This is a genomic window from Pseudomonas pohangensis, from assembly GCF_900105995.1.
In the GTDB taxonomy this organism is placed as follows: Bacteria; Pseudomonadota; Gammaproteobacteria; order Pseudomonadales; family Pseudomonadaceae; genus Aquipseudomonas; species Aquipseudomonas pohangensis.
Genome location: NZ_LT629785.1, coordinates 2,482,337 through 2,505,520 on the forward strand (window position 1 = coordinate 2,482,337; position 23,184 = coordinate 2,505,520).

A 23,184-nucleotide genomic window follows, 5' to 3' on the forward strand; every position below is an offset into this window, starting at 1 on the left:
GGGGCACCGCATCCTGCTCTATAACAACTACGACAAGCCTGACACCTGGCTGGCTGACAGCTCACCACTGTTCAGTGGCAAACAGAGGACACCATGACACGAACCCCCGCAGAGGATGTTTACACGCAGATCGGTGTCGAGCTGTCTCTCTACAGCGGCAAGACCCGCGCCTATCTGCTGCACAAGGGCATTCCCTTTGTCGAACGCGGCACCAATGCCTGGGAACTGTTCCATACCGTTCCGCGCAAGACCGGCGCTTCCGCCGTGCCGGTGGTGATAACTCCGGAAGGCGAATGGTTGCTCGACAGCAGCGTGATTATCGATGAGCTGGAAAAGCGCTTTCCACAGTCTGCGGTTCTGCCCGGCACGGCTGTATTGCGTTTTGCGGCCTATCTGTTCGAGCTATGGGGCGACGAGTTCTGGCTGCCGATTGCCATGCACACGCGCTGGAGTTACCCCGAGAACGAGGCCCTGTTTGTGCGCGATGCCGGCGATGGCCTGCTGCCCAGTCTGCCACGCTGGCTGAAAAACCTGCTGGGGCGCAATCACGCCCGACTGATGCGCAAAATAGCCGTGCATATCGGCGTATGCCCTGCACAGAAATCGCTTCTCGAGCGTTTTACCCAGATACAACTCGACGCCCTCGACGCGCACTTTGCCGAACATGATTTTCTGTTTGGCGGGCGCCCGTCACTGGGTGATTTCGGCTTGATCGCCCCGCTCTATGCGCACCTGGGCCGCGACCCCTGGCCGAAGCGGGAACTGATCGACCCGCGCCCGCACCTCAAGGCGTGGATTGCGCGGATGTTCGATCCGACTGCAGCGCGCGGCGAGTTCTTCGCCGACGACAGGCTGCCGGACACCCTGCTGCCGGCTCTGCGCTCGATATTCGACGAGATGCTGCCGATGCTCGCCGTCAGCGCCGCCGAACTGCGCAAGACGCCGATCGTGCCTGCCGGCAGCCGCAAGGCAACCCGCTACCTGCCGCAGATCAGTTACCCGATGGCCGGCGGGACTTTCACGCGTGAAGGTGCTTCCTACCCGGTGTGGATGGCGCAGAGAATGCTGGATGCCTATCGCCAGATGACCGACCGCGATGCCGCCGATGTGCGCAGCTGGCTGGCAGCAGTGGGTGGCGAGGCTGTACTGGCACTCGACTTGCCACGGGTACGCCGAATAGGCTTAGCCGCAGGGCGGATTGAGTGAACGCCAGGATAGCTACGACAACGGCATCGGTGACACGCAGATCAACGTCTTTCAGCCACCGGCACAACCGGACAATCGGAGAACACCGGAGGACGTTGGCAGACTCCATCAGCGCACAGCCGAGCGCTAATCAGAACATTGAGCAACCGTGGTATTAAGCCAACCGGCAATACAGCCCTTAAATGCAGTTCATGCCTCCAAAATAGGGCGGCGCCAGCATGAAGAGGGCCGAATGCCCGGCGCATAGCCGGGCGACTAGCAGCGCTTAGAGCCCTAGCTCACTTCGCTTGCGCGGTTGCTGATCTTTTGGCGCCTGACTGTAGTCATTGAACGGGGCGTCGCGCATGGTGACTGCAGTCTTGATTCCTTGTTCTTTGGCAACTCGGACAAAGTCGCGTCCCTCTGGGGTGTTGCGCATGATGCCGTCAAGAATCGGCCCTAGTGTCTGGGTGCTCTGCAAGCCCATATTGTCATAGACCTGATTCACAATCAGTTTCATGGACATCAGTTGCGTTAGCGGAATTCGCGCCAATTTCTCTGCAAGCGTTTGCACTGCTGATCCAGATCTTCCAAAGGAACAGACTGGTTAATCAGCTCTATTCGAGCAGCCTCTTCGCCGCTCAGCGATTCACCGGTCAATGCATAATACTTCGCCTTGGCTAGTCCCAAGCGATAGACCCACATGCCCGACAGGTGACAACCCCAGACGCGGGAGTAAGGCGTTCCAATGCGCGCGTCATCAGAGGCAACCACAAGGTCTGCACAGAGCGCCATTTCCGAGCCACCACCCATGCAATAGCCATGCACCTTGGCGATGGTTGGCTTCAGGCCACGCCAGAGGCCCATAAACTGTGTCATGTAGGACAGATAAGGATTCACCACTGCATTCACATCCATACCAGGGTCGTAAGTGGCTTCTTCTATATGCTCTCCAAAATGCTCCAAACCCCCTGAAAAGTCGAAGCCCGCGCAAAAGGCGTCGCCAGCCCCTTCGAGGATGATCACTTTGACCTCATTGTCTGTGTTCGCTTGACGCAGTGCGGCTTCCAGATCGGATAAAAGCGATGGGCGCAAGGTGTTGTATTTCTCGGGACGGTTCAACGTAATCGTCGCGATCGCTCCGGATTTTGAATAAAGTGCCTGCTTTTCCACACGATGCTCCTTGATTTCGGGTTTATGTATCGCTTGCCCGGCCGAGCGGTTTCAGTATCCCGCAAACCCTGGCAATTAAAAGCTTCGCCTAGTGCGTAGCTCAGTCAGGAGCCATCGTAGGGCTGATAAACCGGTCTTTCCCTGTGCAAAAACACCCATCGACAGGACAAAACGGCCAAGTACAGTAAAATCCCCGGGCAAGCCCCTGGCCATCCTTGCCGCTCGGCGAGTCGGAGTTACCCCTTTCTATGCGAACTGTCCGCCCCACGCCTCGCCGGAACACGGTCACCATCCTGGCCTTTGATGGCTCGATGGAAATGAGTGTTGTTATGACACGGGATATGTTCCATGCCGGTGCCGTAGCGCAGCAGCATGCCGAACCATCGGCAGTAGTCAGCCCCGGCAAGCAGGTCGTTGTGGCCAGTCAGGACGGAGATCCGGTGCGAACCTTCAGCGGCTCAATGTACCAACCCGACTGCTCAATGACGGACATCGACAGCACAGAGCTGGTTGTGGTCTCGGGTATCTGGTGCGAAATTGAGCAACTTATCATCAGGCACCGGACCACAGTGGAGTGGATACTCAAGCAACATCAACAGGGCGCCAGAATTGCCTGCTTGCACACGGGTGCCTTTTTGCTCGCTGAAACCGGTTTGCTGGACAACAAAGTCGCCACCGTTTACTGGCGTATGATCGAAGAATTCAAGTCACGCTACCCCAAAGTCATCCTGCAACCTGAAAAAAACATCACCTCCTCAGGCAACCTGTTCTGTTCCGCCGGGGTATCGTCAGGCATTGAGATGGGTATCTACCTGCTGGAGAAGCTCTGGGGAGTGAGCGTGGCGGCCAAGGTATCACGCCACTTTCTTATGGATATCCCCCGGGCGCCCGTGGAGTTCCAGTTGGCGCTGGACCAGCAAAAACAACACAAGGATTCCCGGATACAGACAGCCCAGCAGTGGCTGGAATCCAACTTTTCCTCGGACTTCCTGCTGGAGGAAGTGGCTGAGAAAGTGTGTCTGAGCCTGCGCAGCTTTCGTCGTCGTTTCAAGGATGCAACCGGTGAAACGCCAATGCAGTATCTGCAAAGAATTCGCCTAGAGACAGCCAAGCAACTGCTGGCTACCAGTACCTTGGGGGTTGACCAGGTCAGCTACCGGGTAGGCTATGAAGACGCCAGCTACTTTTGCCGCATATTTAAGCAGAAGCTGAAAGTCACTCCGGGTGAGTACCGCGCCAACATGACGAAGTAAACAGTCTGGCGTGAAACCCTTTCGACTCAAGACGTTCCCTATCAACCCTGTGAGCGGGTTGAAAAGCCGTCACAGGACAACGCCTATCGCCAAATCACTCCCACTCGATGGTTGCCGGCGGTTTGCTCGACACATCGTAGGTTACCCGCGAGATGCCTTCGATCTCGTTGATGATGCGATTCGAGACTTTCTCCAGCAGCTCATAGGGCAGGTGCGCCCAGCGCGCAGTCATGAAGTCGATGGTTTCCACCGCACGCAGGGCCACTACCCAGGCGTAACGGCGACCGTCGCCGACCACACCAACCGATTTCACCGGCTGGAACACCACGAAGGCCTGGCTGGTCTTGTGGTACCAGTCGAAGTTGCGCAGCTCTTCGATAAAGATATGGTCGGCGCGACGCAGAATGTCGGCGTACTCCTTCTTCACTTCACCGAGGATGCGCACTCCCAGACCCGGGCCGGGGAACGGGTGGCGGTAGACCATGTCGTAGGGCAGGCCCAGCTCCAGACCGAGCTTGCGTACTTCATCCTTGAACAGCTCGCGCAGCGGCTCGACCAGCTTGAACTGCATGTCTTCCGGCAAGCCGCCGACGTTGTGGTGGCTCTTGATCACGTGGGCCTTGCCGGTCTTGGCACCGGCCGACTCGATCACGTCCGGGTAGATGGTGCCCTGGGCAAGAAACCCGACATCCTTGAGTTTGGTGGCTTCGGCATCGAAGACTTCGATGAAGTTGCGACCGATCACCTTGCGCTTCTGTTCCGGGTCGCTGATACCGGCCAGATCGCCGAGGAACTTGTCTTCGGCATTGACGCGGATGACCTTGACGCCCATGTTGTCGGCGAACATGGTCATTACCTGATCGCCTTCGTGCAGACGCAGCAGACCGTTGTCGACGAACACGCAGGTCAGCTGGTCGCCGATGGCCTTGTGCAGCAGGGCCGCCACTACCGAAGAATCCACCCCGCCGGACAGCCCCAGCAGTACCTTGCTTGAACCCACCTGGGCACGCACGGTGGCGATGGCATCTTCAACGATATTCGCCGCTGTCCACAGTGCCTGACAGGCACAGATATCCAGGATAAAGCGCGACAGGATGCGCCCGCCCTGCTTGGTATGGGTCACTTCCGGGTGGAATTGCACACCGTAATAACCGCGACTGTCGTCAGCCATGGCGGCGATCGGGCAACTTGGAGTACTGGCGAGAATATGGAAACCGGCCGGCAGGCTGGTGACCTTGTCGCCGTGACTCATCCACACGTCGAGGGCGAAAACACCATCATCGTCCATGTGATCTTCGATGCCATCGAGCAGGCGCGATTTGCCAACCACATCGACGCGGGCATACCCGAACTCGCGTACATCGGAACCCTGCACCTTGCCGCCGAGCTGCTCGGACATGGTCTGCATGCCGTAACAGATACCCAGCAAGGGGACGCCCAGATCAAACACGGCCTGCGGCGCGCGCGGACTGTTGTCCTCATGCACCGACTCGGGACCGCCGGCCAGAATCACGCCCCTGGGCGCGAAGGCATGAATCGCCTCGTTATCCATGTCGAACGGATGAATCTCGCAGTACACGCCGATCTCGCGTACGCGGCGGGCAATCAGCTGGGTGTACTGGGAACCGAAGTCGAGGATCAGGATACGGTGGGCGTGAATATCTGGGTGGGCCATGGCCATCTCTCTCAGCGAATTTCACAAATGAAACAGGACAAACCCGTAGGGCGGGTTAGCCGAAACGGCGTAACCCGCCATGAATGTCGTCAGACATACCCTGAGCCGCCCCTGTGGGCAGTTTGGTGGGTTACGGCCTATGGCCTAACCTACCCCTACGGTTAAGCTCGGAAATCATCCGACGCGGTAGTTCGGTGCTTCCTTGGTGATCTGCACGTCATGCACATGGGACTCGGCCATGCCGGCACCGGTGATACGCACGAACTGCGGCTTGGTGCGCATCTCTTCAACCGTGGCACAACCGGTGTAACCCATGGAGGCACGCAGGCCACCCATCATCTGGTGCACGATGCCGGCCATTGCGCCCTTGTACGGTACACGGCCTTCGATGCCTTCGGGCACCAGCTTCTCGGCACCGGCAGACGAATCCTGGAAGTAACGATCGGATGAGCCCTGGCTCTGCGCCATGGCGCCCAGCGAGCCCATGCCGCGATAAGCCTTGTAGGAGCGGCCCTGGAACAGCTCGACTTCGCCGGGCGCCTCTTCGGTACCGGCCAGCATCGAACCGATCATCACCGCCGAAGCACCGGCAACAATGGCCTTGGACAGATCGCCGGAGAAGCGGATGCCGCCATCGGCAATCAGTGGTACACCGGTACCTGCCAGTGCGGCAGCAACGTTGGCCACGGCGGAAATCTGCGGCACACCGACACCGGCAACAATCCGCGTGGTACAGATCGAGCCCGGGCCGATACCGACCTTCACCCCATCGGCACCGGCGTCGGCCAGTGCCTTGGCCGCATCGCCGGTAGCAATATTGCCGCCGATCACCTGCACATCCGGAAAGCTCTGCTTGACCCAGCGCACGCGGTCAACCACGCCTTTGGAGTGGCCGTGGGCGGTATCCACCACAATCACGTCAACCCCGGCATTCACCAGTGCCGCCACGCGATCTTCGGTATCGGCACCGGTGCCCACGGCGGCACCGACCAGCAGACGACCCTGGTCGTCCTTGCTCGCCAGCGGATAGGCCTTGGCCTTTTCAATATCGTTGACCGTCATCATGCCCTTCAGGTTGAAGGCGTCATCGACAATCAGCACCCGCTCGATGCGGTGCTTGTGCAGCAGATCACGCACGGTGTCCTTGTCGGCACCCTCGCCCACGGTGACCAGACGCTCTTTGGGCGTCATCACATCGCGCACCTGTGCATCCAGACGGTTTTCGAAGCGCACGTCACGCGAAGTGACGATGCCGACCAGCTGGCCGTGGGAAAACACCGGTACACCGGAAATGTTGTTCAACCGGGTCAGCTCGAGCAACTCGCTGACACTGGCGTCTGCTTCGATGGTGATCGGATCCTTGACCACACCGGCCTCGAACTTCTTGACCTTGCGCACTTCGGCGGCCTGCTGCTCGATGGTCATGTTCTTGTGAATGATGCCGATACCGCCTTCCTGGGCCATGGCAATCGCCAGGCGCGCCTCGGTCACGGTATCCATGGCGGCGGAAACCAGCGGGATATTCAGTTCGATACCGCGGGTCAGACGGGTTTTCAGGCTCACGTCCTTGGGCAGAACCTCGGAGTAACCGGGGATCAGGAGAACGTCATCGAAAGTCAGGGCTTCTTGGCTGATGCGCAGCATGGCGGGGGGCTCCCAAGCGGGAAAATAAGAAGCGCGGCATTATACCCACGCCAGCCCCTAACCGAAAGCCATAAGCTACCGGGCTATTGCACCTTGATGTTTCCGCAGCCGGCGCGGACCTGCGGGCCTGACCGGCAAGAGTGTTGCCGATTGCAACAGAACGGCAAATTCCTTTCCCCAGCCCAAACGGATGGCGTAGGCTGAGGGTGTCGCATCGTCTCGCGACGCTATTCGCAAACAGTTGAAGAAGGAAAGCGTATGCAAATCCAGGTTCACAGCGATAACCATATTGAAGGCAGCGCCCGCCTGATTGAATGGGTCAGCGCCACTGTAAGCAGCCATCTGGAGCGATTTGAAGAAGACCTCACGCGAATTGTGGTTCACCTGCACGATGACAATGCCGGCAAAGCCGGCGCCGATGACAAGCGCTGCCTGATCGAGGCGCGCCCCAAAGGACACCAACCCATATCCGTTACCCACCGGGCCGAATCCGTGGATTTCGCCATGGACGGTGCGATCGAAAAGCTGCAGCACGCTCTCGAGCACCTGTTTGGCAAGTTGCGCCAGAAACGCCCGCAAACGCCACAGACCGAAGACACCGACGGCCCGATGGAAAGCCGTGACCGCATGCTGGAACAGGACTTCCTCGCCGAGCAGCAAGCCGGCAGCGTTTAGTTAACGCCCACTAAAAAGCCGCAGCCGGTGTAAACCGCCTGCGGCTTTTTGCTGTCGAGCAAGGCGCCAGTTGTTTCAGATCCTCTTTGCCGGAGCGGACATGCTCGCAAAACTCTTCAGCCGCCTCTTTGATCGCCGCAAGCCGGCGCCTGCAAATGACAGCAACCCGGCTGTCGTTGGGCGGTAAAGCAGGCCAGGCCTGTTCAATTTCCCGTAAGATGCAGCCATGCTCAAAGACCCTTTCCAGCGCCTCAACCTCGACCGCGACATCCTCAGTGTCAGCCAGCTCAATAATCGTGCGCGGCTGTTGCTGGAGGACGTGTTCGCCCAGGTCTGGGTCGAGGGCGAGATATCCAATCTGGCCAAACCGGCGTCCGGGCACATTTACTTCAGCCTGAAAGACAGCAAGGCCCAGGTGCGCTGCGCGCTGTTCCGGCAAAACGCGTCACGCGTGCGTGAAGCCTTGCGCGACGGGCTGGCGGTAAAGGTGCGCGGCAAGGTGTCGCTGTTCGAAGGACGCGGCGATTACCAGCTGATTCTCGACAGCGTGGAGCCTGCCGGCGACGGCGCGCTGCGTCTGGCCTTCGAGGCACTCAAGGAAAAACTCGACGCCGAGGGTCTGTTCAGCAGCGCGCACAAGGTCGCCCTGCCCGAGCATCCGCAACGCATCGGCATCATCAGCTCACCGACCGGCGCGGTGATCCGCGACATCATCAGCGTATTCCGCCGCCGTGCGCCGCAGGTCGCGCTGACCCTGATCCCCACTGCCGTGCAGGGTCGCGAGGCCACCGGGCAAATTGTCCGCGCCCTGCAACTGGCTGACCGGCAAGGCTTCGACGCACTGATTCTGGCCCGTGGTGGCGGCTCGCTGGAAGACCTCTGGTGCTTCAACGAGGAAAGCGTGGCGCGCGCCATCGACGCCTGCCTGACACCGATTGTCAGCGCCGTGGGGCACGAGACCGATGTATCCATCAGTGACTTTGTCGCCGATGTGCGCGCGCCCACCCCCTCTGCCGCCGCCGAATTGCTGGCACCGGACAACTCCGATCTGCGGCAGCGCATCGACAGTCTGCGCCGGCGCCTGCTGATGCGTCTGCGCAACCAGCTGGCCCGTGCGCAACTGGTACTGGACGGCAGCACAAAGCGCCTGCGTCATCCGGGTGAGCGTCTGCGCCAGCAGGCCCAGCGCCTGGATGATCTGGACATGCGCCTGCGCCGCGCCTGGCAGCAGCAGCTGAACCTGCAGCAGCAGAAAATTGCCCGTGCCGAGGCCCGTCTGGCGGCGCAACACCCCGGCCGACAACTGATCCTGCTCAGCCAGCGCCTGCAAAGTCTCGGCGAACGTTTGCCGCGTGCCATCCAGCGCGATCTGGCCCAGCGCCGGCAGGCATTCGGCGCTGCCGTGCACGGCCTGCAACTGGTCAGCCCGCTGGCCACGCTGGGCCGCGGCTACAGCATCCTGCTCGACCCGCGTGGCCAGGCCATCCGCAGCGCCGCGCAGACCCGGCCCGGGCAAAAACTGCATGCCCGCCTGGCTGAAGGCGAGCTGCTGGTGCGGGTCGAGGACAATTACCTGACCCCGGTAACCGGCTCGCTGCTGGATTGAAAGCCACAAAAACCCATAGAATTTATTCTGCATAAATCGCGATTTACGCATTTTTTATTGCGCAGATTTATATTTTTCAGCGTTTAATTCCAATTTTTCAGCATTGCTTGCAATGATTTTATGCGCAGCCTAGTGTCTTGCCCATAGCCCGCCTATCCACCGGCGCGGCAACCCACCAAGCAACAGGACTGCACCATGAGCATGCGCAAAGATCCATCGAACAAGTACCGTGCCTTCCCGCCGATCGCCCTGCCCGACCGCAGCTGGCCCGACCAGGTCATCAACAAGGCGCCGATCTGGCTCAGCTCCGATCTGCGCGACGGCAACCAGTCGCTGATTGAACCGATGGATGCGGCAAAAAAGCTGCGCTTCTTCAAGACCCTGGTCGGCATCGGCCTGAAGGAAATCGAAGTAGGTTTTCCGTCTGCTTCGCAAACCGATTTCGACTTCGTGCGCACCCTGATCGAGGGCGGGCATATCCCCGATGACGTGACCATCCAGGTGCTGACCCAGGCGCGCGAGGATCTGATCACCCGCACCATCGAGTCGCTGCACGGGGCCAGGAAAGCCATCGTCCACTATTACAACGCCACCGCACCGAGCTTCCGCCGCATCGTGTTCAACCAGGACAAAGCCGGTGTGGTCGAGATTGCGGTGCAGGCCGCCCGGATCATCAAGCGCCTGACCGCCGGGCGCCCGGAGACCCAGTGGCGCTTTGAATACTCCCCCGAGGTGTTCAGCTCCACCGAGACCGCCTTTGCCGTGGAAGTGTGCAACGCGGTGATCGACGTGTTCCAGCCGACCCCGTCACAGAAGCTGATCCTCAACCTGCCGGCCACCATCGAGGCCGCCACGCCGAACATTTATGCCGACCAGATCGAATGGTTCGGTCGCCACATCAATAAGCGCGACAGCGTGCTGATCAGCCTGCATACCCACAATGACCGTGGCACCGGCGTGGCCGCCACCGAACTGGGCCTGATGGCCGGTGCCGACCGGGTTGAAGGCTGCCTGTTCGGCAATGGCGAGCGTACCGGCAACGTCGACCTGGTGACGGTGGCGCTGAATCTCTACACCCAGGGTGTCGATCCGCAACTGGATTTCTCCGACATCGATGCCGTGCGCAAGGTGGTCGAGGAATGCAATCAGTTGCCGGTGCATCCGCGCCATCCCTATGTCGGCGATCTGGTGCACACCGCGTTTTCCGGTTCGCACCAGGATGCAATCCGCAAGGGCTTTGCCGTACAGGACCCGGAAGGGATCTGGGAAGTGCCGTACCTGCCGATTGACCCGGCGGATATCGGCCGCAGCTACGAGGCGGTCATCCGCGTCAACAGCCAGTCCGGCAAGGGTGGCATCGCTTTCCTGCTCGAGCAGGAGTACGGCATCAGCCTGCCGCGGCGCATGCAGATCGAATTCAGCCAGGTGGTGCAGCAGGAAACCGATCGTCTCGGTCTGGAAATGACTGCCGAACAGATCTATTGCCTGCTGCAGCGCGAATACCTGCAGGCCACTGCGCCTTACGCCCTGCAGGGCCATCGCTTGCAGGAGGACAACGGCACCAGCGCCGTTGATGTGCAGGTCCTGCGTGACGGCAGCGTCGAACACTGGCGCGGTATCGGCAAGGGCCCGCTGGAAGCGCTGGTCGCCGGCTTGCCGGCGGCGGTGGAAATCATGGATTACCATGAGCATGCCATCGGTTCCGGCACCAACGCCCGGGCCGCTGCCTACATCGAACTGCGGGTAAACGGCGGCCGTGCCCTGCACGGTGTGGGCATCGACGAAAACCTCACCACGGCCAGTTTCCGTGCGCTGTTCAGTGCGCTGAACCGCGCCATTGCCCAGGCCGAGGCGCAGGCAGCCTGATCGGGTGCGCAGACAAAAACGCCGGGCATGCCCGGCGTTTTTCATTTTGGCCGTGCAATAACCCGCGGCTCAGAAGTTGTAGACCCCGGAAATAATCAGGGCATAGGGATTCTCGGTTTCCCCCACGACCCGCCCGCGCACGGCGGAAGGGCCCGTATCCACCGGCCCCTTGCCGAAATCGACCAGGTGCAGGTTGAACTCCACGTCTTGTCCATTGCCTTGATCGACATGCACCCCTACCCCCACACCCCAGATACGATCCAGCGCTAGCGCCAGGGTGCGGTTTTCATCATCCACCGGCGCCTGCACATAGAAGGTATCCATGGTGTAACGCATGCCATTGTTCTTGGGAAAACCATAACCCAGAGTGCCTGCCCAGAAGTTGTTGAAGCCGCCGCCGTCCACATGAATCTTGTCGCCATCGAGGGTAATCGAATTGGCCCCGAACTTGGAAAACTCGACCCAGGCAAGGTCAGACACGATGAACGCCCCCGAATCCAGCTCGTGATACACGCCACCGATGATGCGCTGGGGCATCACCTGCTCGACTTCAATCTTGTCGCTCAGGATGCCTCTATCCAGCAGCCCGCCTATTACCGGGCCGGCGTTGCGAAATTTGAGATCACCATCGATTTCGGTTTTCGATTCGCTGGTATAGGACAGGCCGAAGCGGGTTTTCCCGGTCATTTCCCACAGCAATGAAAAATTGAAGTTGGTCCCGACCCCGTCAAGGTCAGCCTTCAGACGACCATCCGGCGCTCCCGGTGTCAGCGTGTTGATGGCCACTTCCGACTCCGAGGCAATGTAGTTGATACCCACCGCGGTACCGACCGACCATTGCTCGTTGATGCGCCAGGACAGCGCTGGCGTTACCGCAACGTAAACCAGTGAATAGCTGTCGGCGTAGTAGCGCCCGGCCCAATCGGAACCATACTGCGAGCCGAAGCCCGAAGGCACGGTGAGCGATATGCCAACATGCAGGTCATCGTTCAGCGGGCGGACGTAATAGGCCTGGGGCAGAAACACCGGGCTGAAGTCATTGTCCGGGTCGCCGCCGTTGGTGGTGGTTTTAGACTCATCCACCTCGAACTTGCCGAAACCATTGGCCAGCAGCAGGCTGATACTGGCTGTCGGCTCTGCCAGGCGCGACATCCCGGCCGGATTGTCGGAGGCAGTCTGGGCACTGTCGGCGCTGGCGGCAATGCCGGCGAACCCTGCCGAGCCGGCCAGCGCCGGCATTGCTGCCAGGCTCATAAACGCAAGCACAAACACCCTGAGTCGTAAAAACTGCATGAAGCCCTCAGCCAGAAAACCGTCGATAGTTATAAAAGCCTGCACAGTATAACCGCCCGCCCAGGCGCTTTTGTGATGGACATAGCCAAGCTCCCCCTGGAGTCAGGAACTGTCCTTATCTCCGGACCTGGACTCGGCAGGATCGGACAAGTACCGCGCCTTTACCCCGCTCAGTATTCCGGATCGCCCCAGAAAGTGCTGCTGTCCAGCTTGCTGGCCGCAGTGGAAATCATGAACTACCCTTCCGGGCGCTGTTCAGTGCACGCAACCGGGCATTGCCACAGGCAGCCGCACTGGCGGCATAAACAACATAACCAGGGAGTGGTAAATGAAAAAACTGAAAAGGATTTCAGTGTTGGGCGCAACCGTACTCGGCCTTGGCGGCTGCGCCGCCGTCGGAGTGATCCAGACCGATGATCCGCAGCAGAAGCTGCGCGATGCACAAGCGATGATCGAGCAGAACCGGCCGATCCCGGCCGAGCGCTTTATCGTCGAAGCGATCGACATCTGCCAGCAACGCGCAGACCGGAACTGCCTGGCCAATGGCTATCGCATGTACGGCATATTTTTCCTCTGGGCCGGCCCGGCCTGGGCGCACTATGCAGACAATGGCGGCTTTCGCGACAAGAGCGCCAGCTATGCACAGCGCTATAGCAAGTCAGTCGAGTATTTCATCCAGTCCAGAGACCTGTTGGCGCAAGGTGACCATTACGACGAACTGAGCAACGTCAATCTCAATCTCGGCTTCGCTTACGGCGCCGCCAACCAGCTAGCCGAAGCCTGCCAGGCCTTCGATGCAAGCCTGTTGGCCTACCGGGAAAACATCCGCCGGAATCCCGGGGTAAAGGTCATCCTGTCTGATAAATATGCCACTTACGACAGCTATATCCTCAGCAAGAAAACCAATGCCGGCTGCCCGGCGGGCTGACTAGCTGACTGCCACAAATCGCGCGGTAGCCTGCATGGCCTGCTGCAAGTCCGGCCAGGCCAATTGGTGCCTGGCCGCCAGCGCCTTGGTCGCGCTGGTATCGAAACGTGTGGTCTGGATGAAGTCCAGTGATTCCGGGCTGGTTCGCAGCAGTGCGGGCAAGCCCGGAATTTTCAACAGCCAGCGCAGTACCCCTATCGGCAAGAAGCGCCTGGGCGCTTGTACACCCAGCGGAGCTGCCAGTACTTCGAGCATCTGCGCCAGATTCGGCGTGCGCTCATCCAGGGCCAGAATCTGCCGGCCGACCTGCTGCGGATCGAACGCCGCCGCCACCATCAACGCGGCCAGGAAATCGACTGGCACCAGCGGTAGCCAATGCGCCGCAGAACCGGGTATGGCGGAAAGCTTGCCGCTGGCCAGGTTGCTGATCAGTTCCGCCAGCGGTTGTGCCGGCAGGATGTGACCACTGCGGCTATCACCGCAAACGGTAGCCGGATGTACCACTGTCAGTTCGCCACCCAGTTGATGCATGCAGTCAAGCACCCTGAAGTGCGCCTCCAGCTTGCTGCCTTCATAGCCGCCCACCCGCCGGTACAGCGCCGGCCAGTCCGTCTGCAGCGGGTCGTTCAAATCGATGCCGATGCGCTGCAGGTGCGCCTGGTTCTCCAGCATGAAACCGCTGACCATCAATAGCCGGCTGCCATGTTCTGCCGCCAGTTGCGCCACGCGGACAGCGCCATTCACCGTGACGGCCCTGCCCTGTTCCAGGCTCAAGCCCCAGGCAAAAGCCGCGCCCAGATGAAACACCACTTTTGCCTGCTGCATTTGTCGCAAACCCGACGCATCCAGCCCCAGCTGCGGCTTGGCCAGATCACCTGCTACTGCCGTGAGCAGACTGCCCTTGCCGCCATGTTGTTCCACCAGCAACTGCAACGCCGGCAATGCCGCAGGCTTGCGTAGCAGCAGCGTGACCGGATGGCCTTTGGCCGTGAGCCGGGCCAAAAGATGCTGACCGATAAATCCCGTACCGCCGGTAACAAAGCACTGTTCGTTCATGTTGCATGACTCCACGAAGTGATGACAGAAACAGGCTAAACTATCGACCTAACTCTACAGTCAAGAGAAAATTTGCATGCGTATTGGCGAACTGGAACAACGCAGCGGTGCCAGCCGGCATACCTTGCGTTACTACGAGAGTGTCGGCCTGCTCAGCGTGCAGCGCCGGGGCAACAATTACCGTGACTACGACCCGCGCAACCTGACTGATCTGATCTTTATCCAGCAGGCACAGGGCATGGGGTTCACCCTGGCGGAAATTCGCGAAATCCTGCAGGCGCAGCGTGAACAGCAAATCGATTGCGCCCAGGGCGCCTTGCTGGTCGGCAGGAAACTGCAGGAAGTCGAAGAAAAAATTGCCGCCCTGCAAAAAATGCGGCGTTTTTTACGTAGCGAAAAAACCCGCCTGGAACTTAGCGCAGCCGAACTGCAGCTGGCCAAAGCCGGGCAAACCTGAAGCCGCAGCCTGCCGGCTGCCATAACCAGCGGGCGTAACCGGTCAATCCTGGTTATCCGCGCTGGCCGCAATGTCTGCCTGACACTTGAGGCGCCAACTCTTCTGTGTATCGGCGATCAACCAGCTGCCATCGGCACTCTGATGCTGCGCCTCCAGCACCTGGTTGTAGCTGAATTGCCATTTGCGCAGCGTACGCCCGTCAAGCAACTCGATGCGCAGCAGGATCGCCTCACTGGCAAACGGCAGGTCGGCTTCGGCCGCTGCATCGGCCTGATCCAGCACGGTCTCATCCAGCGAGAACTGCCAGGAATACAGACCGTCGATTTCCAGCAGTTCGGCGTTTTCCAGTTCGTCCAGCAGGTACGGGCTTTCGTCAGTCATCGCGTGCCATTCCTCTATAGATCAAGCCCGAAGCGGTCGGCATCCAGATGCGCCGGAAAGCGCTCACGGTAAGCAGAGAGTGCCGCCGCGTCGAGCGTGGCGCGGAACACGCCGGAACTCTCGCCGGCAGTCAACAACGGCTCACCCTGAAAGTCCAGCACCTGGGTATCACCGCTGTAGGCGTGCCCCTTGCCATCCTCGCCGATGCGATTGACCGCCGCCACGTAACACAGGTTCTCGATGGCGCGTGCCGGCAGCAGGCGGTTCCAGTGCTGACGGCGTGCAGCCGGCCAGTTGGCGGTATACAGCAGCAGATCGGTGCCGCCGGCATCGCGACTCCATACCGGGAAGCGCAGGTCGTAGCAAACCAGCGGACGCACACGCCAGCCCTTGAGCTCCAGCAGCAGCTGCTGGTCGCCTGCGGCAAAGTGCTTGTGCTCACCGGCCATGCGGAACAGGTGGCGCTTGTCGTACCAGGCCAGCGAACCATCCGGCCGCGCCCAGAGGAAGCGGTTGCGGTAACTGCCATCCTCGGCCTGAATGATCAGACTACCCGCGACAACTGCATCCAGCTGCCTGGCTTGCTCCAGCAGCCACTGGCTGCTCGGCCCGCCCTCGGGTTCCGCAAGCTCGGCCGACTGCATGGAAAAACCGGTAGTGAACATTTCCGGCAGCACTATAAGGTCAGCGCCCCGCGCCTGCGGCAACAGAGCTTCGAACGCGCTGCGATTGGCCAGAGGATCCTGCCAGACCAGTGCGGTCTGCAGCAGCGCCAGTTTCAGGTCGGGTTTCTCAGCCATCGTGCCTCCTCAGCAGGCGACTTGTGATAGCGGTGTTGGCCGCGCTTGCTCCCGGCTGCTTTTCGCGGCAGGACCGCTGCTACACCAGCTGGTTACAACGCCGCGAGCTTTTCGCCCGCCGCGCACAGGGTCTCTTCACGCTTGGCGAAACAGAAGCGTACCAGGCGCATCTCCGTCGGTGGTTGCTGATAGAACACCGACACCGGAATCGCCGCCACGCCCTTTTCACGGGTCAGCCATTCGGCCATCTGTACATCGTTGAGATCCGGACGGATGGCTGAATAATCGGCCAGCTGGAAATAGGTGCCCGGCGCCGGAGTAAAGCTGAAGCGTGAAGCGGCCAGCCGCGCGCAGAACAGATCGCGCTTGGCCTGATAGAAAGCCGGCAGTTCGGCGATATGCTCGGGATGCCCGGCCATGAAGTCGGCCAGCGCATGCTGCAACGGCGTCACCGCGACGAAAGTGACGAACTGGTGCACCTTGCGCAGCTCGGCTGTGAGTGCCGGCGGTGCCACCACGTAGCCGGTCTTCCAGCCGGTGACGTGATAGGTCTTGCCGAACGAACTGACCACAAAGGCCCGCTGATACAGCTCTGCATGGGCCAGCACGCTGGCATGGGCAACGCCGTCAAACACCAGATGCTCGTACACCTCATCACTGATCAGCCAGATATCACGCTCGCGGATCAGCGCTGCCAGCTGATCGAGATCGGCCGCTGACAACAATGCACCACTGGGGTTGTGCGGCGAGTTGATCAGAATCAAACGGGTGCGCGGGGTGATGGCATCGGCCAGACGCTGCCAGTCCACGGCAAAATCCGGCAACTGCAGGGGTACGTGCACACAACGACCACCGGCAAGTTCAACCGCCGGCTCATAGCTGTCGTAGCAAGGATCGAGCACGATGGCTTCATCACCGGGACGAATCAGCGCCTGTACCGCACAGAAGATCGCCTCGGTAGCACCCGGCACGATGGTCACTTCGTTATCGGCATCGACACGGCGGCCATAGAGCCCGGCCACTTTCAGCGCCACCTGTTCACGCAGGCGCGGCAAGCCGGTCATCGGTGCGTACTGGTTATGCCCGGCCTGCAGATGTCGCACTGCGGCTTCAAGCAGCGCCGGCGGGCTGGCAAAATCCGGGAAGCCCTGGGACAGGTTGAGTGCGCCGGCTTCGGCGGCCAGTTGCGACATGCGGGTGAAAATCGTTGTCCCGACATTCGGCAGTTTGCTGATCAGCTGCATGGCGCTCCCCGCTGCGGATTATTTCTTGTCGCGGCGCTTCTTCTCGGCCTTCTTGTGATGGCTCATCATGCGCCGCTTCTTGTTCACCTGACGGTCGGTAAGGCTGTTCTTTTTGCCTTCATAGGGGTTCTCCCCACCCTTGTACTCGATGCGCAGCGGCGTGCCGACCAGCTTGAGTACGCGCCGGTAGGTATTTTCCAGATAGCGCGAATAGGACTTGGGGACCGCCTCCACCTGATTGCCGTGGATCACGATAATCGGCGGGTTGGCACCGCCAAGGTGGGCATAACGCAACTTGATGCGCCGGCTGCCGACCATCGGTGGCTGGTGCTCCTGCACGGCGTCTTCGAGAATCTGCGTCAGCCGGTTGGTCGGCCAGCGGGTGATTGCCGACTTGAAGGCAGCCTGCACCGACTTGTACAGATGACCGACACCGGTGCCATGCTTGGCCGAGATAAAGTGAATGTCGCAGTAGTCGACAAACATCAAGCGCCGCTCCAGCTCGGTCTTCACGTAGTCCTTTTCGCTGGTCTCCATGCCGTCCCATTTGTTCAGGGCGATGACCAGCGCACGACCGGTTTCCAGCACGAAGCCGAGCAGATTGAGGTCGTGTTCGACCACGCCTTCACGGGCATCCATGACGAAAATCACCACGTTGGCGTCCTTGATCGCCTGCAGCGTCTTGACCACCGAGAACTTTTCCACCGCCTCGAAGATCTTGCCGCGGCGGCGCACACCGGCGGTGTCGATCAGCGTGTACTTTTCCTCATCACGCTCGAACGGAATATAGATACTATCGCGGGTGGTGCCGGGCTGGTCATAGACGATGACCCGATCCTCACCCAGCATGCGATTGACCAGCGTCGACTTGCCGACATTCGGGCGGCCGATGATGGCGATCTTGATCCCGTCCTTTTCACTGGGCCCGGGGATGCGTCTGGCCTCTTCGCCTTCGGCAACGTCCTCCGCTTCCTCGCCTTCGACGAACGCCTCTTCGACCTCATCCTTGGGAAAGATACCCAGCGCCACTTCCAGCATGCTGCTGATGCCGCGACCATGGGCCGCCGCGATCGGAATGGCATCGCCCAGGCCGAGCGGGCTGAATTCGGCGCGGGCAATGTCCGGATCCACCGTATCGACCTTGTTGGCCACCACGAAGCAGCGCTTGTTGCGCTTGCGCAGGTGCTCGCCAATCATCTGGTCGGCGGCGGTCATGCCGGCCCGTGAATCGACCATGAACAGCACCGCATCGGCTTCTTCGATAGCCTGCAGGGACTGCTCGGCCATCTTCGCGTCGATACCTTCCTCGTCGCCGGAGATGCCCCCGGTATCAATGACGATATAGCTGCGCCCTTCCCACTGCGCCTCGCCATACTGACGATCGCGGGTCAGTCCGGCGAACTCGGCAACGATGGCGTCACGGGTTCGGGTCAGACGATTGAATAGCGTCGACTTGCCGACGTTGGGGCGGCCCACCAGGGCAATTACCGGAACCATGGGTTCCTCCAGCTGTAAATCAGAAAACGCAACGGCCGCTACCAGGGTAGCGGCCGGAACACAAAGGCAACCTGCAGACCACGAAGGTCAACAATTACTTGATGGTATAGGCAACCAGATCGCCACCGTTGGCGAACACATAAATCCAGTTATCCACCACCAGCGGGCGCACGCGCAGGCCATCACTATCGACCTTTTCGCGCCCGACATACTGGCCATCTGCCTGACTGAGCAGATGCACATAGCCTTCAAAATCACCGACCGCAACATAATTGGAAATAACCGCCGGCGCTGTCAGCTGCCTGCGCAACAATTGATCATTGCTCCATAAGGCCGACGAACTGTTCTTGTCGATACCTTCCACGACACCCGAGGCGAGACTCACATAAAGATTGCTGAAGTCCTCACCCAGCCCCACGTAGCTGGAAGAATCGCGCTCCCAGACTAACTGGCCACTATCCACATCCAGCCCGGCCATGCGTCCCTGGTAGGTCACTACATAGAGGATGCCGCCATCCAGCAGCAAGCCACCGTCGATATCGACAATCCGCTCCAGCTCGGAACGCCCCTTGGGCACGGTCACTTTTTGCTGCCAGACCGGCGAACCGTTCTGTACGTCCAGCGCTATCACCTTGCCCGTCGACAGGGCCGCAATGGCCAGAGTACCGGTTACCAAGGGTGCACTGGTACCACGCAAAGTCAGTACCGCCGGGGTGTTATCGGAAATCCACAAACGCTTGCCGGTATCGGCATCCAGACCGATAACCCGATCATCCTGGGTCTGCACCACCACCACATTGCCATTGCTGACTGGCGGGGCGAGGACTTCACTCGGCACCTTGGCGCTCCAGACCAGTTCGCCGGTATTCGCATCCAGCGCAACGACCTTACCTTTGAGGGTGCCGACGAACAGCAGATTGCCATTCACACTGATGGCGCCTGTAACCTGATGGTGCAGGTCCTTTTCCCAGATCTTGTCGCCAGTCAGGCGATCAATCGCCATCACTTCGCCATTCAGGTCGGAAGCGAAAATGCGGTTGCCATCGATCGCCGGGATCAGCTTGTTGTAGAACTCGCCCTGACCATCACCAACCGAGCGACTCCACTCCTGCTGCAGGCTGGCCTTTTCGGTGAAATCCGGCAGCGGGGCCGGTTCCAGTTCCTGTTCTTTGCTGCTGCTGCAGCCCACCACCACGGATGCGAGTGTCAGCACCGCTAATGTTTTCCAGCGCATGGCTTTACTCATCCTTTTGGGCCAGGTCATCAAGCTTCAATTGCACACTACCTGCAGCGGCATCTGCAGGCAGTGCCTGCTGGGCTTTTTCATAGGCAGCACGCGCTTCGTCGGTACGTCCCAACTGCACCAGCAAATCACCCTTGAGCTCTTCACGGCCTGCCTGAAATGCCGGCTCAGCCGGGCCATCAAGCAGCTTCAATGCCTCTTCCGCATTACCCTGCGAGGCCTGTACCCGCGCCAGACGCTGACGGGCCAGCTCTGCCAGGGTAGCGTCTGCCGGCTTCTCGAGTACGCCTTGCAACTGGATCACGGCATCTTCCGGCTTGCCGGCTTCGACAGCCACCTTGGCCACCAACAGACTGCCGTACTGGGCGTACTGGCTACCGGCAAAATCTTTCTGCAGATTGCCGGCAAGGGCGGCCACCTGTTGCAGATCGGCCTGGCCATTGTCGGTGATTACACTGTCCAGCAGTTGCTGATAGAGCATCGAAGCGGTCTGGGCCTGATTGGCCTGATAGTTCTGCCAGCCCTTCCAGCCAAAAATCAGCACCAGCGCCAGAACACAGCCGGTCAGCAGTGGCTTGCCGTTACGCTGCCACCAGTCGCGGATCATCGCCAGTTCTTCTTCTTCAGTACGCGAGGTCACCCCATTACTCCTATAAATTTCAGCCGGCCGGCTTATTCCGGAACGGATAATAACTCGCCAGCCATGCAAACGGCTGACCCGAATACATTCAATGCTGTTTTAAACAGCCGGCCAGATACCCCGGCAAGTCCTGCCAGCTGACTGTTTGCTGCTGACCTTCGTCACGCAATGGCTTGACCCCCACCACCTGCCGGGCCAGTTCATCTTCCCCCAGCACCAGCGCATAACTGGCGCCGCTTTTATCGGCTTTCTTCAGCTGGCTCTTGAAACTGCCGGCCCCGGCATTGACCGCCAGGCGCAGACCGGCAACCTCATCGCGGAGCGTTTCAGCCAGCGTCAGTGCAGCCAGCTCGGCCGCTTCGCCGAAAGCGGCCAGATACACGTCCACTTGCCGCGCCAACTCGGCCGGTACCTTGTCGAGCGTCTCGAGCAGCAGAACCAGGCGTTCGATGCCCATCGCAAAGCCAACACCGGTGGTCGGCTTGCCACCCATTTGCTCGACCAGGCCATCGTAACGACCGCCAGCACACACTGTGCCCTGCGCACCCAGCTGGTCGGTTACCCATTCGAATACCGTTTTGCCGTAGTAATCGAGGCCGCGCACCAGTTTCGGATTGATCACGTAGGGAATACCCGCCGCATCCAGCCGTGCCCGCAGGCCGGCAAAATGCTCGCGGGAATCGTCATCGAGAAAATCCTCAAGTCGTGGCGCATCGACCAGCAAGGCCTGGGTTTGCGGAACCTTGCTGTCCAGTACCCGGAGCGGATTGCTCAGCAGGCGCCGACGGCTGTCTTCATCCAGCTGCTCACGGCGCGCTTCCAGATAAGTCACCAGGGCATCGCGGTAGACGGCCCGCGCAGCAGAGCTGCCCAGGCTATTGAGTTCCAGCGTCACCGCGTCGCGCAAACCCAGCAGACCCCAGAGGCGCCAGGTCAGGACAATCAACTCGGCATCGATATCCGGGCCGGGCAGATTGAACACCTCTACGCCGATCTGGTGGAACTGCCGGTAACGCCCCTTCTGCGGCCGCTCATGACGAAACATCGGGCCTATATACCAGAGCTTCTGCACCTGCCCACCGCCGCTGAGACCATGCTCCAGCACGGCCCGCACGCAGCTGGCAGTGCCCTCGGGGCGCAAGGTCAGGGAGTCGCCATTGCGGTCTTCGAAGGTGTACATCTCCTTCTCGACAATATCCGTCACTTCGCCGATAGAGCGCTTGAACAACTCGGTAAACTCGACGATCGGCATGCGAATCTGGCGATAGCCATAACTATCCAGCAGACCGGCAACCGTAGCCTCGAAATAGCGCCACAACGGCGTCTGCTCGGGCAGAATGTCATTCATGCCACGAATGGCTTGCAGAGACTTGCTCACAACTCTTCCTTAAATATTTGTTCAGCTGCGAACAATCAACGCAGCATCGGCAGCAAGTTTCTCCGCGGCCTTTTGACGAATCAGTTTTTCCAGCTCGGCTGCCAGATTCTCGTTACCGAGCTTGAGTGCCGGCTTGCCATCCAGATAGATCAGGTTGCTTGGCGTACCGCCGGTCAGGCCGATATGGGCTTCCTTGGCTTCGCCAGGGCCATTGACCACACAACCGATAACAGCCACGTCGAGTGGCACCAGCAAGTCTTCCAGACGCCCTTCCAGCTCATTCATGGTCTTCACCACATCGAAGTTCTGCCGCGAACAGCTGGGGCAGGCGATGAAGTTGATGCCGCGCGAACGCAAGCGCAGGGACTTGAGAATGTCGTAACCGACCTTGATCTCTTCCACCGGGTCAGCGGCCAGCGAAATGCGGATGGTATCGCCGATGCCCTCGGCCAGCAGCATGCCCAGGCCTACGGCTGACTTCACCGTGCCCGAACGCAAGCCGCCAGCTTCGGTAATGCCCAGGTGCAGCGGCTGTTCAATCTGTGTGGCCAGCAGACGATAGGCAGCGACAGCCATAAATACGTCGGAGGCCTTCACACTGACCTTGAAGTCGGGAAAGTTCAGACGATCCAGATGCTCGACATGCCGCAGGGCCGACTCGACCAGTGCTTCCGGGGTCGGCTCGCCGTATTTTTTCTGCAGGTCCTTTTCCAGCGAACCGGCATTCACCCCGATACGAATGGGTATGCCACGGTCGCGCGCAGCTTCAACCACCGCCTTGACCCGATCTTCCCGACCGATATTGCCGGGATTGATACGCAAGCAGTCAACGCCCAGTTCAGCCACGCGCAAGGCTATCTGATAGTCGAAATGGATATCGGCAACCAGCGGCACCCGCACCTGCTGCTTGATCTTGCCGAAGGCCTCTGCAGCATCCATGTCCGGTACCGAAACCCTGACGATATCCGCACCGGCATCTTCCAGCCGGCGAATCTGTCCGACGGTTGCCGCCACATCACAGGTGTCGGTATTGGTCATGCTCTGCACCGCGATCGGTGCATCACCGCCCACAGGAACAGAACCAACCATGATCTGACGGGAAACACGGCGTTTTATCGGGGACTCGCAATGCATGGTTAGTCAGACTCGATGAAGGTTTTTACGTGATTGGCCAGCAGCAATCCGCATGC

General features: G+C 60.0%; 22 protein-coding genes. 8 read left to right on the forward strand and 14 right to left on the reverse strand.

What is annotated here, in order from left to right; all coding sequences use genetic code 11:
* Nucleotides 1–93: 93 nt before the first annotated feature.
* Together BLT89_RS11700 and BLT89_RS17680 are read left to right on the forward strand one after the other, a co-directional pair.
* On the forward strand, nt 94–1,206 hold the full coding sequence (locus tag BLT89_RS11700) for a glutathione S-transferase family protein (RefSeq protein ID WP_090195436.1): 1,113 nt from the start codon (nt 94–96) through the stop codon (nt 1,204–1,206).
* Nucleotides 1,199–1,336, forward strand: coding sequence for a hypothetical protein (locus BLT89_RS17680; protein ID WP_157718855.1), 138 nt, complete (start codon nt 1,199–1,201; stop codon nt 1,334–1,336). The genes BLT89_RS11700 and BLT89_RS17680 overlap by 8 nt, the downstream gene beginning before the upstream one ends.
* A gap of 135 nt (nt 1,337–1,471) precedes the next feature.
* On the opposite strand, the gene BLT89_RS17850 is transcribed toward BLT89_RS17680, so the two are convergent.
* Together BLT89_RS17850 and BLT89_RS11705 are read right to left on the reverse strand one after the other, a co-directional pair.
* On the reverse strand, nt 1,472–1,705 hold the full coding sequence (locus BLT89_RS17850; RefSeq protein ID WP_197673503.1) for a Clp protease/crotonase-like domain-containing protein: 234 nt from the start codon (nt 1,703–1,705) through the stop codon (nt 1,472–1,474).
* 14 nt (nt 1,706–1,719) lie between these two features.
* On the reverse strand, nt 1,720–2,358 hold the full coding sequence (locus BLT89_RS11705; protein ID WP_197673504.1) for an enoyl-CoA hydratase-related protein: 639 nt from the start codon (nt 2,356–2,358) through the stop codon (nt 1,720–1,722).
* A 215-nt stretch (nt 2,359–2,573) separates the two neighbouring features.
* Between BLT89_RS11705 and BLT89_RS11710 the strand changes: the two genes are divergently transcribed.
* Entirely contained in the window at nt 2,574–3,611 is a 1,038-nt protein-coding gene (locus BLT89_RS11710) for a GlxA family transcriptional regulator (protein WP_157718856.1), read from the forward strand.
* Between the two features lie 94 nt (nt 3,612–3,705).
* Here BLT89_RS11710 and guaA read toward each other — a convergent pair whose 3' ends face one another.
* Both guaA and guaB read right to left on the reverse strand, forming a co-directional pair.
* The gene (gene guaA, locus BLT89_RS11715) at nt 3,706–5,286 is read right to left on the reverse strand and encodes a glutamine-hydrolyzing GMP synthase (protein WP_090198970.1); all 1,581 of its coding nucleotides are present in this window, start codon (nt 5,284–5,286) and stop codon (nt 3,706–3,708) included.
* A 174-nt stretch (nt 5,287–5,460) separates the two neighbouring features.
* A complete protein-coding gene (guaB, locus tag BLT89_RS11720) occupies nt 5,461–6,930 on the reverse strand; it encodes an IMP dehydrogenase (protein WP_090195442.1) in 1,470 nt (489 codons plus the stop codon).
* 258 nt (nt 6,931–7,188) lie between these two features.
* Here guaB and BLT89_RS11725 point away from each other — a divergent pair, with 258 nt between their 5' ends.
* The 3 genes from BLT89_RS11725 (at nt 7,189) to leuA (ending at nt 11,077) form a co-directional block, all read left to right on the forward strand.
* Complete coding sequence (locus BLT89_RS11725) at nt 7,189–7,605, forward strand: HPF/RaiA family ribosome-associated protein (protein ID WP_090195445.1); 417 nt, start codon at nt 7,189–7,191, stop codon at nt 7,603–7,605.
* A 226-nt stretch (nt 7,606–7,831) separates the two neighbouring features.
* Nucleotides 7,832–9,211: an exodeoxyribonuclease VII large subunit gene (xseA, locus tag BLT89_RS11730; protein WP_090195447.1), complete on the forward strand. Its 1,380-nt coding sequence runs from the start codon at nt 7,832–7,834 to the stop codon at nt 9,209–9,211.
* 195 nt (nt 9,212–9,406) lie between these two features.
* Nucleotides 9,407–11,077 carry a 2-isopropylmalate synthase gene (gene leuA, locus BLT89_RS11735; protein ID WP_090195450.1) on the forward strand — a complete coding sequence of 557 codons (1,671 nt, stop codon included), beginning with the start codon at nt 9,407–9,409 and terminating at the stop codon, nt 11,075–11,077.
* A 69-nt stretch (nt 11,078–11,146) separates the two neighbouring features.
* Here the strand turns inward: leuA and BLT89_RS11740 are convergent, their stop codons facing one another.
* Nucleotides 11,147–12,370 carry an OmpP1/FadL family transporter gene (locus BLT89_RS11740; protein WP_157718857.1) on the reverse strand — a complete coding sequence of 408 codons (1,224 nt, stop codon included), beginning with the start codon at nt 12,368–12,370 and terminating at the stop codon, nt 11,147–11,149.
* Between the two features lie 328 nt (nt 12,371–12,698).
* Between BLT89_RS11740 and BLT89_RS11745 the strand changes: the two genes are divergently transcribed.
* Complete coding sequence (locus BLT89_RS11745; protein WP_090195456.1) at nt 12,699–13,298, forward strand: hypothetical protein; 600 nt, start codon at nt 12,699–12,701, stop codon at nt 13,296–13,298.
* On the opposite strand, the gene BLT89_RS11750 is transcribed toward BLT89_RS11745, so the two are convergent.
* Nucleotides 13,299–14,354, reverse strand: a complete 1,056-nt coding sequence (locus tag BLT89_RS11750; protein WP_090195460.1) for an SDR family oxidoreductase — start codon at nt 14,352–14,354, stop codon at nt 13,299–13,301.
* 76 nt (nt 14,355–14,430) lie between these two features.
* On the opposite strand from BLT89_RS11750, the gene BLT89_RS11755 reads away from it, so the two are divergent.
* Nucleotides 14,431–14,811 (forward strand): MerR family transcriptional regulator, encoded by a 381-nt coding sequence (locus BLT89_RS11755; RefSeq protein WP_090195463.1) that lies wholly within the window; start codon nt 14,431–14,433, stop codon nt 14,809–14,811.
* A 42-nt stretch (nt 14,812–14,853) separates the two neighbouring features.
* On the opposite strand, the gene BLT89_RS11760 is transcribed toward BLT89_RS11755, so the two are convergent.
* The 8 genes from BLT89_RS11760 to ispG all read right to left on the reverse strand — a co-directional run bounded on the left by BLT89_RS11760 (nt 14,854) and on the right by ispG (nt 23,128).
* Nucleotides 14,854–15,192, reverse strand: coding sequence for a DUF5629 family protein (locus BLT89_RS11760; RefSeq protein WP_090195466.1), 339 nt, complete (start codon nt 15,190–15,192; stop codon nt 14,854–14,856).
* Between the two features lie 14 nt (nt 15,193–15,206).
* Nucleotides 15,207–15,992, reverse strand: a complete 786-nt coding sequence (locus BLT89_RS11765; protein ID WP_090195469.1) for an amidohydrolase — start codon at nt 15,990–15,992, stop codon at nt 15,207–15,209.
* A gap of 92 nt (nt 15,993–16,084) precedes the next feature.
* Nucleotides 16,085–17,236, reverse strand: a complete 1,152-nt coding sequence (locus BLT89_RS11770; protein WP_090195472.1) for a pyridoxal phosphate-dependent aminotransferase — start codon at nt 17,234–17,236, stop codon at nt 16,085–16,087.
* An 18-nt stretch (nt 17,237–17,254) separates the two neighbouring features.
* On the reverse strand, nt 17,255–18,733 hold the full coding sequence (der, locus tag BLT89_RS11775) for a ribosome biogenesis GTPase Der (protein WP_090195475.1): 1,479 nt from the start codon (nt 18,731–18,733) through the stop codon (nt 17,255–17,257).
* 94 nt (nt 18,734–18,827) lie between these two features.
* On the reverse strand, nt 18,828–19,979 hold the full coding sequence (gene bamB, locus BLT89_RS11780) for an outer membrane protein assembly factor BamB (protein ID WP_090195477.1): 1,152 nt from the start codon (nt 19,977–19,979) through the stop codon (nt 18,828–18,830).
* On the reverse strand, nt 19,972–20,616 hold the full coding sequence (locus BLT89_RS11785; protein ID WP_090195480.1) for a YfgM family protein: 645 nt from the start codon (nt 20,614–20,616) through the stop codon (nt 19,972–19,974). Before BLT89_RS11785 ends, bamB begins: the two co-directional genes overlap by 8 nt.
* 88 nt (nt 20,617–20,704) lie before the next feature.
* Nucleotides 20,705–21,994: a histidine--tRNA ligase gene (hisS, locus tag BLT89_RS11790; protein ID WP_090195483.1), complete on the reverse strand. Its 1,290-nt coding sequence runs from the start codon at nt 21,992–21,994 to the stop codon at nt 20,705–20,707.
* 21 nt (nt 21,995–22,015) lie between these two features.
* Nucleotides 22,016–23,128, reverse strand: coding sequence for a flavodoxin-dependent (E)-4-hydroxy-3-methylbut-2-enyl-diphosphate synthase (ispG, locus tag BLT89_RS11795; protein ID WP_090195486.1), 1,113 nt, complete (start codon nt 23,126–23,128; stop codon nt 22,016–22,018).
* Nucleotides 23,129–23,184: the final 56 nt, after the last annotated feature.

Bases quoted from the DNA above. Each gene is read 5' to 3' on its own strand.
- BLT89_RS11700 (WP_090195436.1), top strand. From the start codon at position 94: ATGACACGAACCCCCGCAGAGGATGTTTACACGCAGATCGGTGTCGAG.
- BLT89_RS17850 (WP_197673503.1), bottom strand. From the start codon at position 1,705: ATGAAACTGATTGTGAATCAGGTCTATGACAATATGGGCTTGCAGAGC.
- guaA (WP_090198970.1), bottom strand. From the start codon at position 5,286: ATGGCCCACCCAGATATTCACGCCCACCGTATCCTGATCCTCGACTTC.
- guaB (WP_090195442.1), bottom strand. From the start codon at position 6,930: ATGCTGCGCATCAGCCAAGAAGCCCTGACTTTCGATGACGTTCTCCTG.
- BLT89_RS11725 (WP_090195445.1), top strand. From the start codon at position 7,189: ATGCAAATCCAGGTTCACAGCGATAACCATATTGAAGGCAGCGCCCGC.
- xseA (WP_090195447.1), top strand. From the start codon at position 7,832: ATGCTCAAAGACCCTTTCCAGCGCCTCAACCTCGACCGCGACATCCTC.
- leuA (WP_090195450.1), top strand. From the start codon at position 9,407: ATGAGCATGCGCAAAGATCCATCGAACAAGTACCGTGCCTTCCCGCCG.
- BLT89_RS11740 (WP_157718857.1), bottom strand. From the start codon at position 12,370: ATGCAGTTTTTACGACTCAGGGTGTTTGTGCTTGCGTTTATGAGCCTG.
- BLT89_RS11745 (WP_090195456.1), top strand. From the start codon at position 12,699: ATGAAAAAACTGAAAAGGATTTCAGTGTTGGGCGCAACCGTACTCGGC.
- BLT89_RS11750 (WP_090195460.1), bottom strand. From the start codon at position 14,354: ATGAACGAACAGTGCTTTGTTACCGGCGGTACGGGATTTATCGGTCAG.
- BLT89_RS11755 (WP_090195463.1), top strand. From the start codon at position 14,431: ATGCGTATTGGCGAACTGGAACAACGCAGCGGTGCCAGCCGGCATACC.
- BLT89_RS11760 (WP_090195466.1), bottom strand. From the start codon at position 15,192: ATGACTGACGAAAGCCCGTACCTGCTGGACGAACTGGAAAACGCCGAA.
- BLT89_RS11765 (WP_090195469.1), bottom strand. From the start codon at position 15,992: ATGGCTGAGAAACCCGACCTGAAACTGGCGCTGCTGCAGACCGCACTG.
- BLT89_RS11770 (WP_090195472.1), bottom strand. From the start codon at position 17,236: ATGCAGCTGATCAGCAAACTGCCGAATGTCGGGACAACGATTTTCACC.
- der (WP_090195475.1), bottom strand. From the start codon at position 18,733: ATGGTTCCGGTAATTGCCCTGGTGGGCCGCCCCAACGTCGGCAAGTCG.
- bamB (WP_090195477.1), bottom strand. From the start codon at position 19,979: ATGAGTAAAGCCATGCGCTGGAAAACATTAGCGGTGCTGACACTCGCA.
- ispG (WP_090195486.1), bottom strand. From the start codon at position 23,128: ATGCATTGCGAGTCCCCGATAAAACGCCGTGTTTCCCGTCAGATCATG.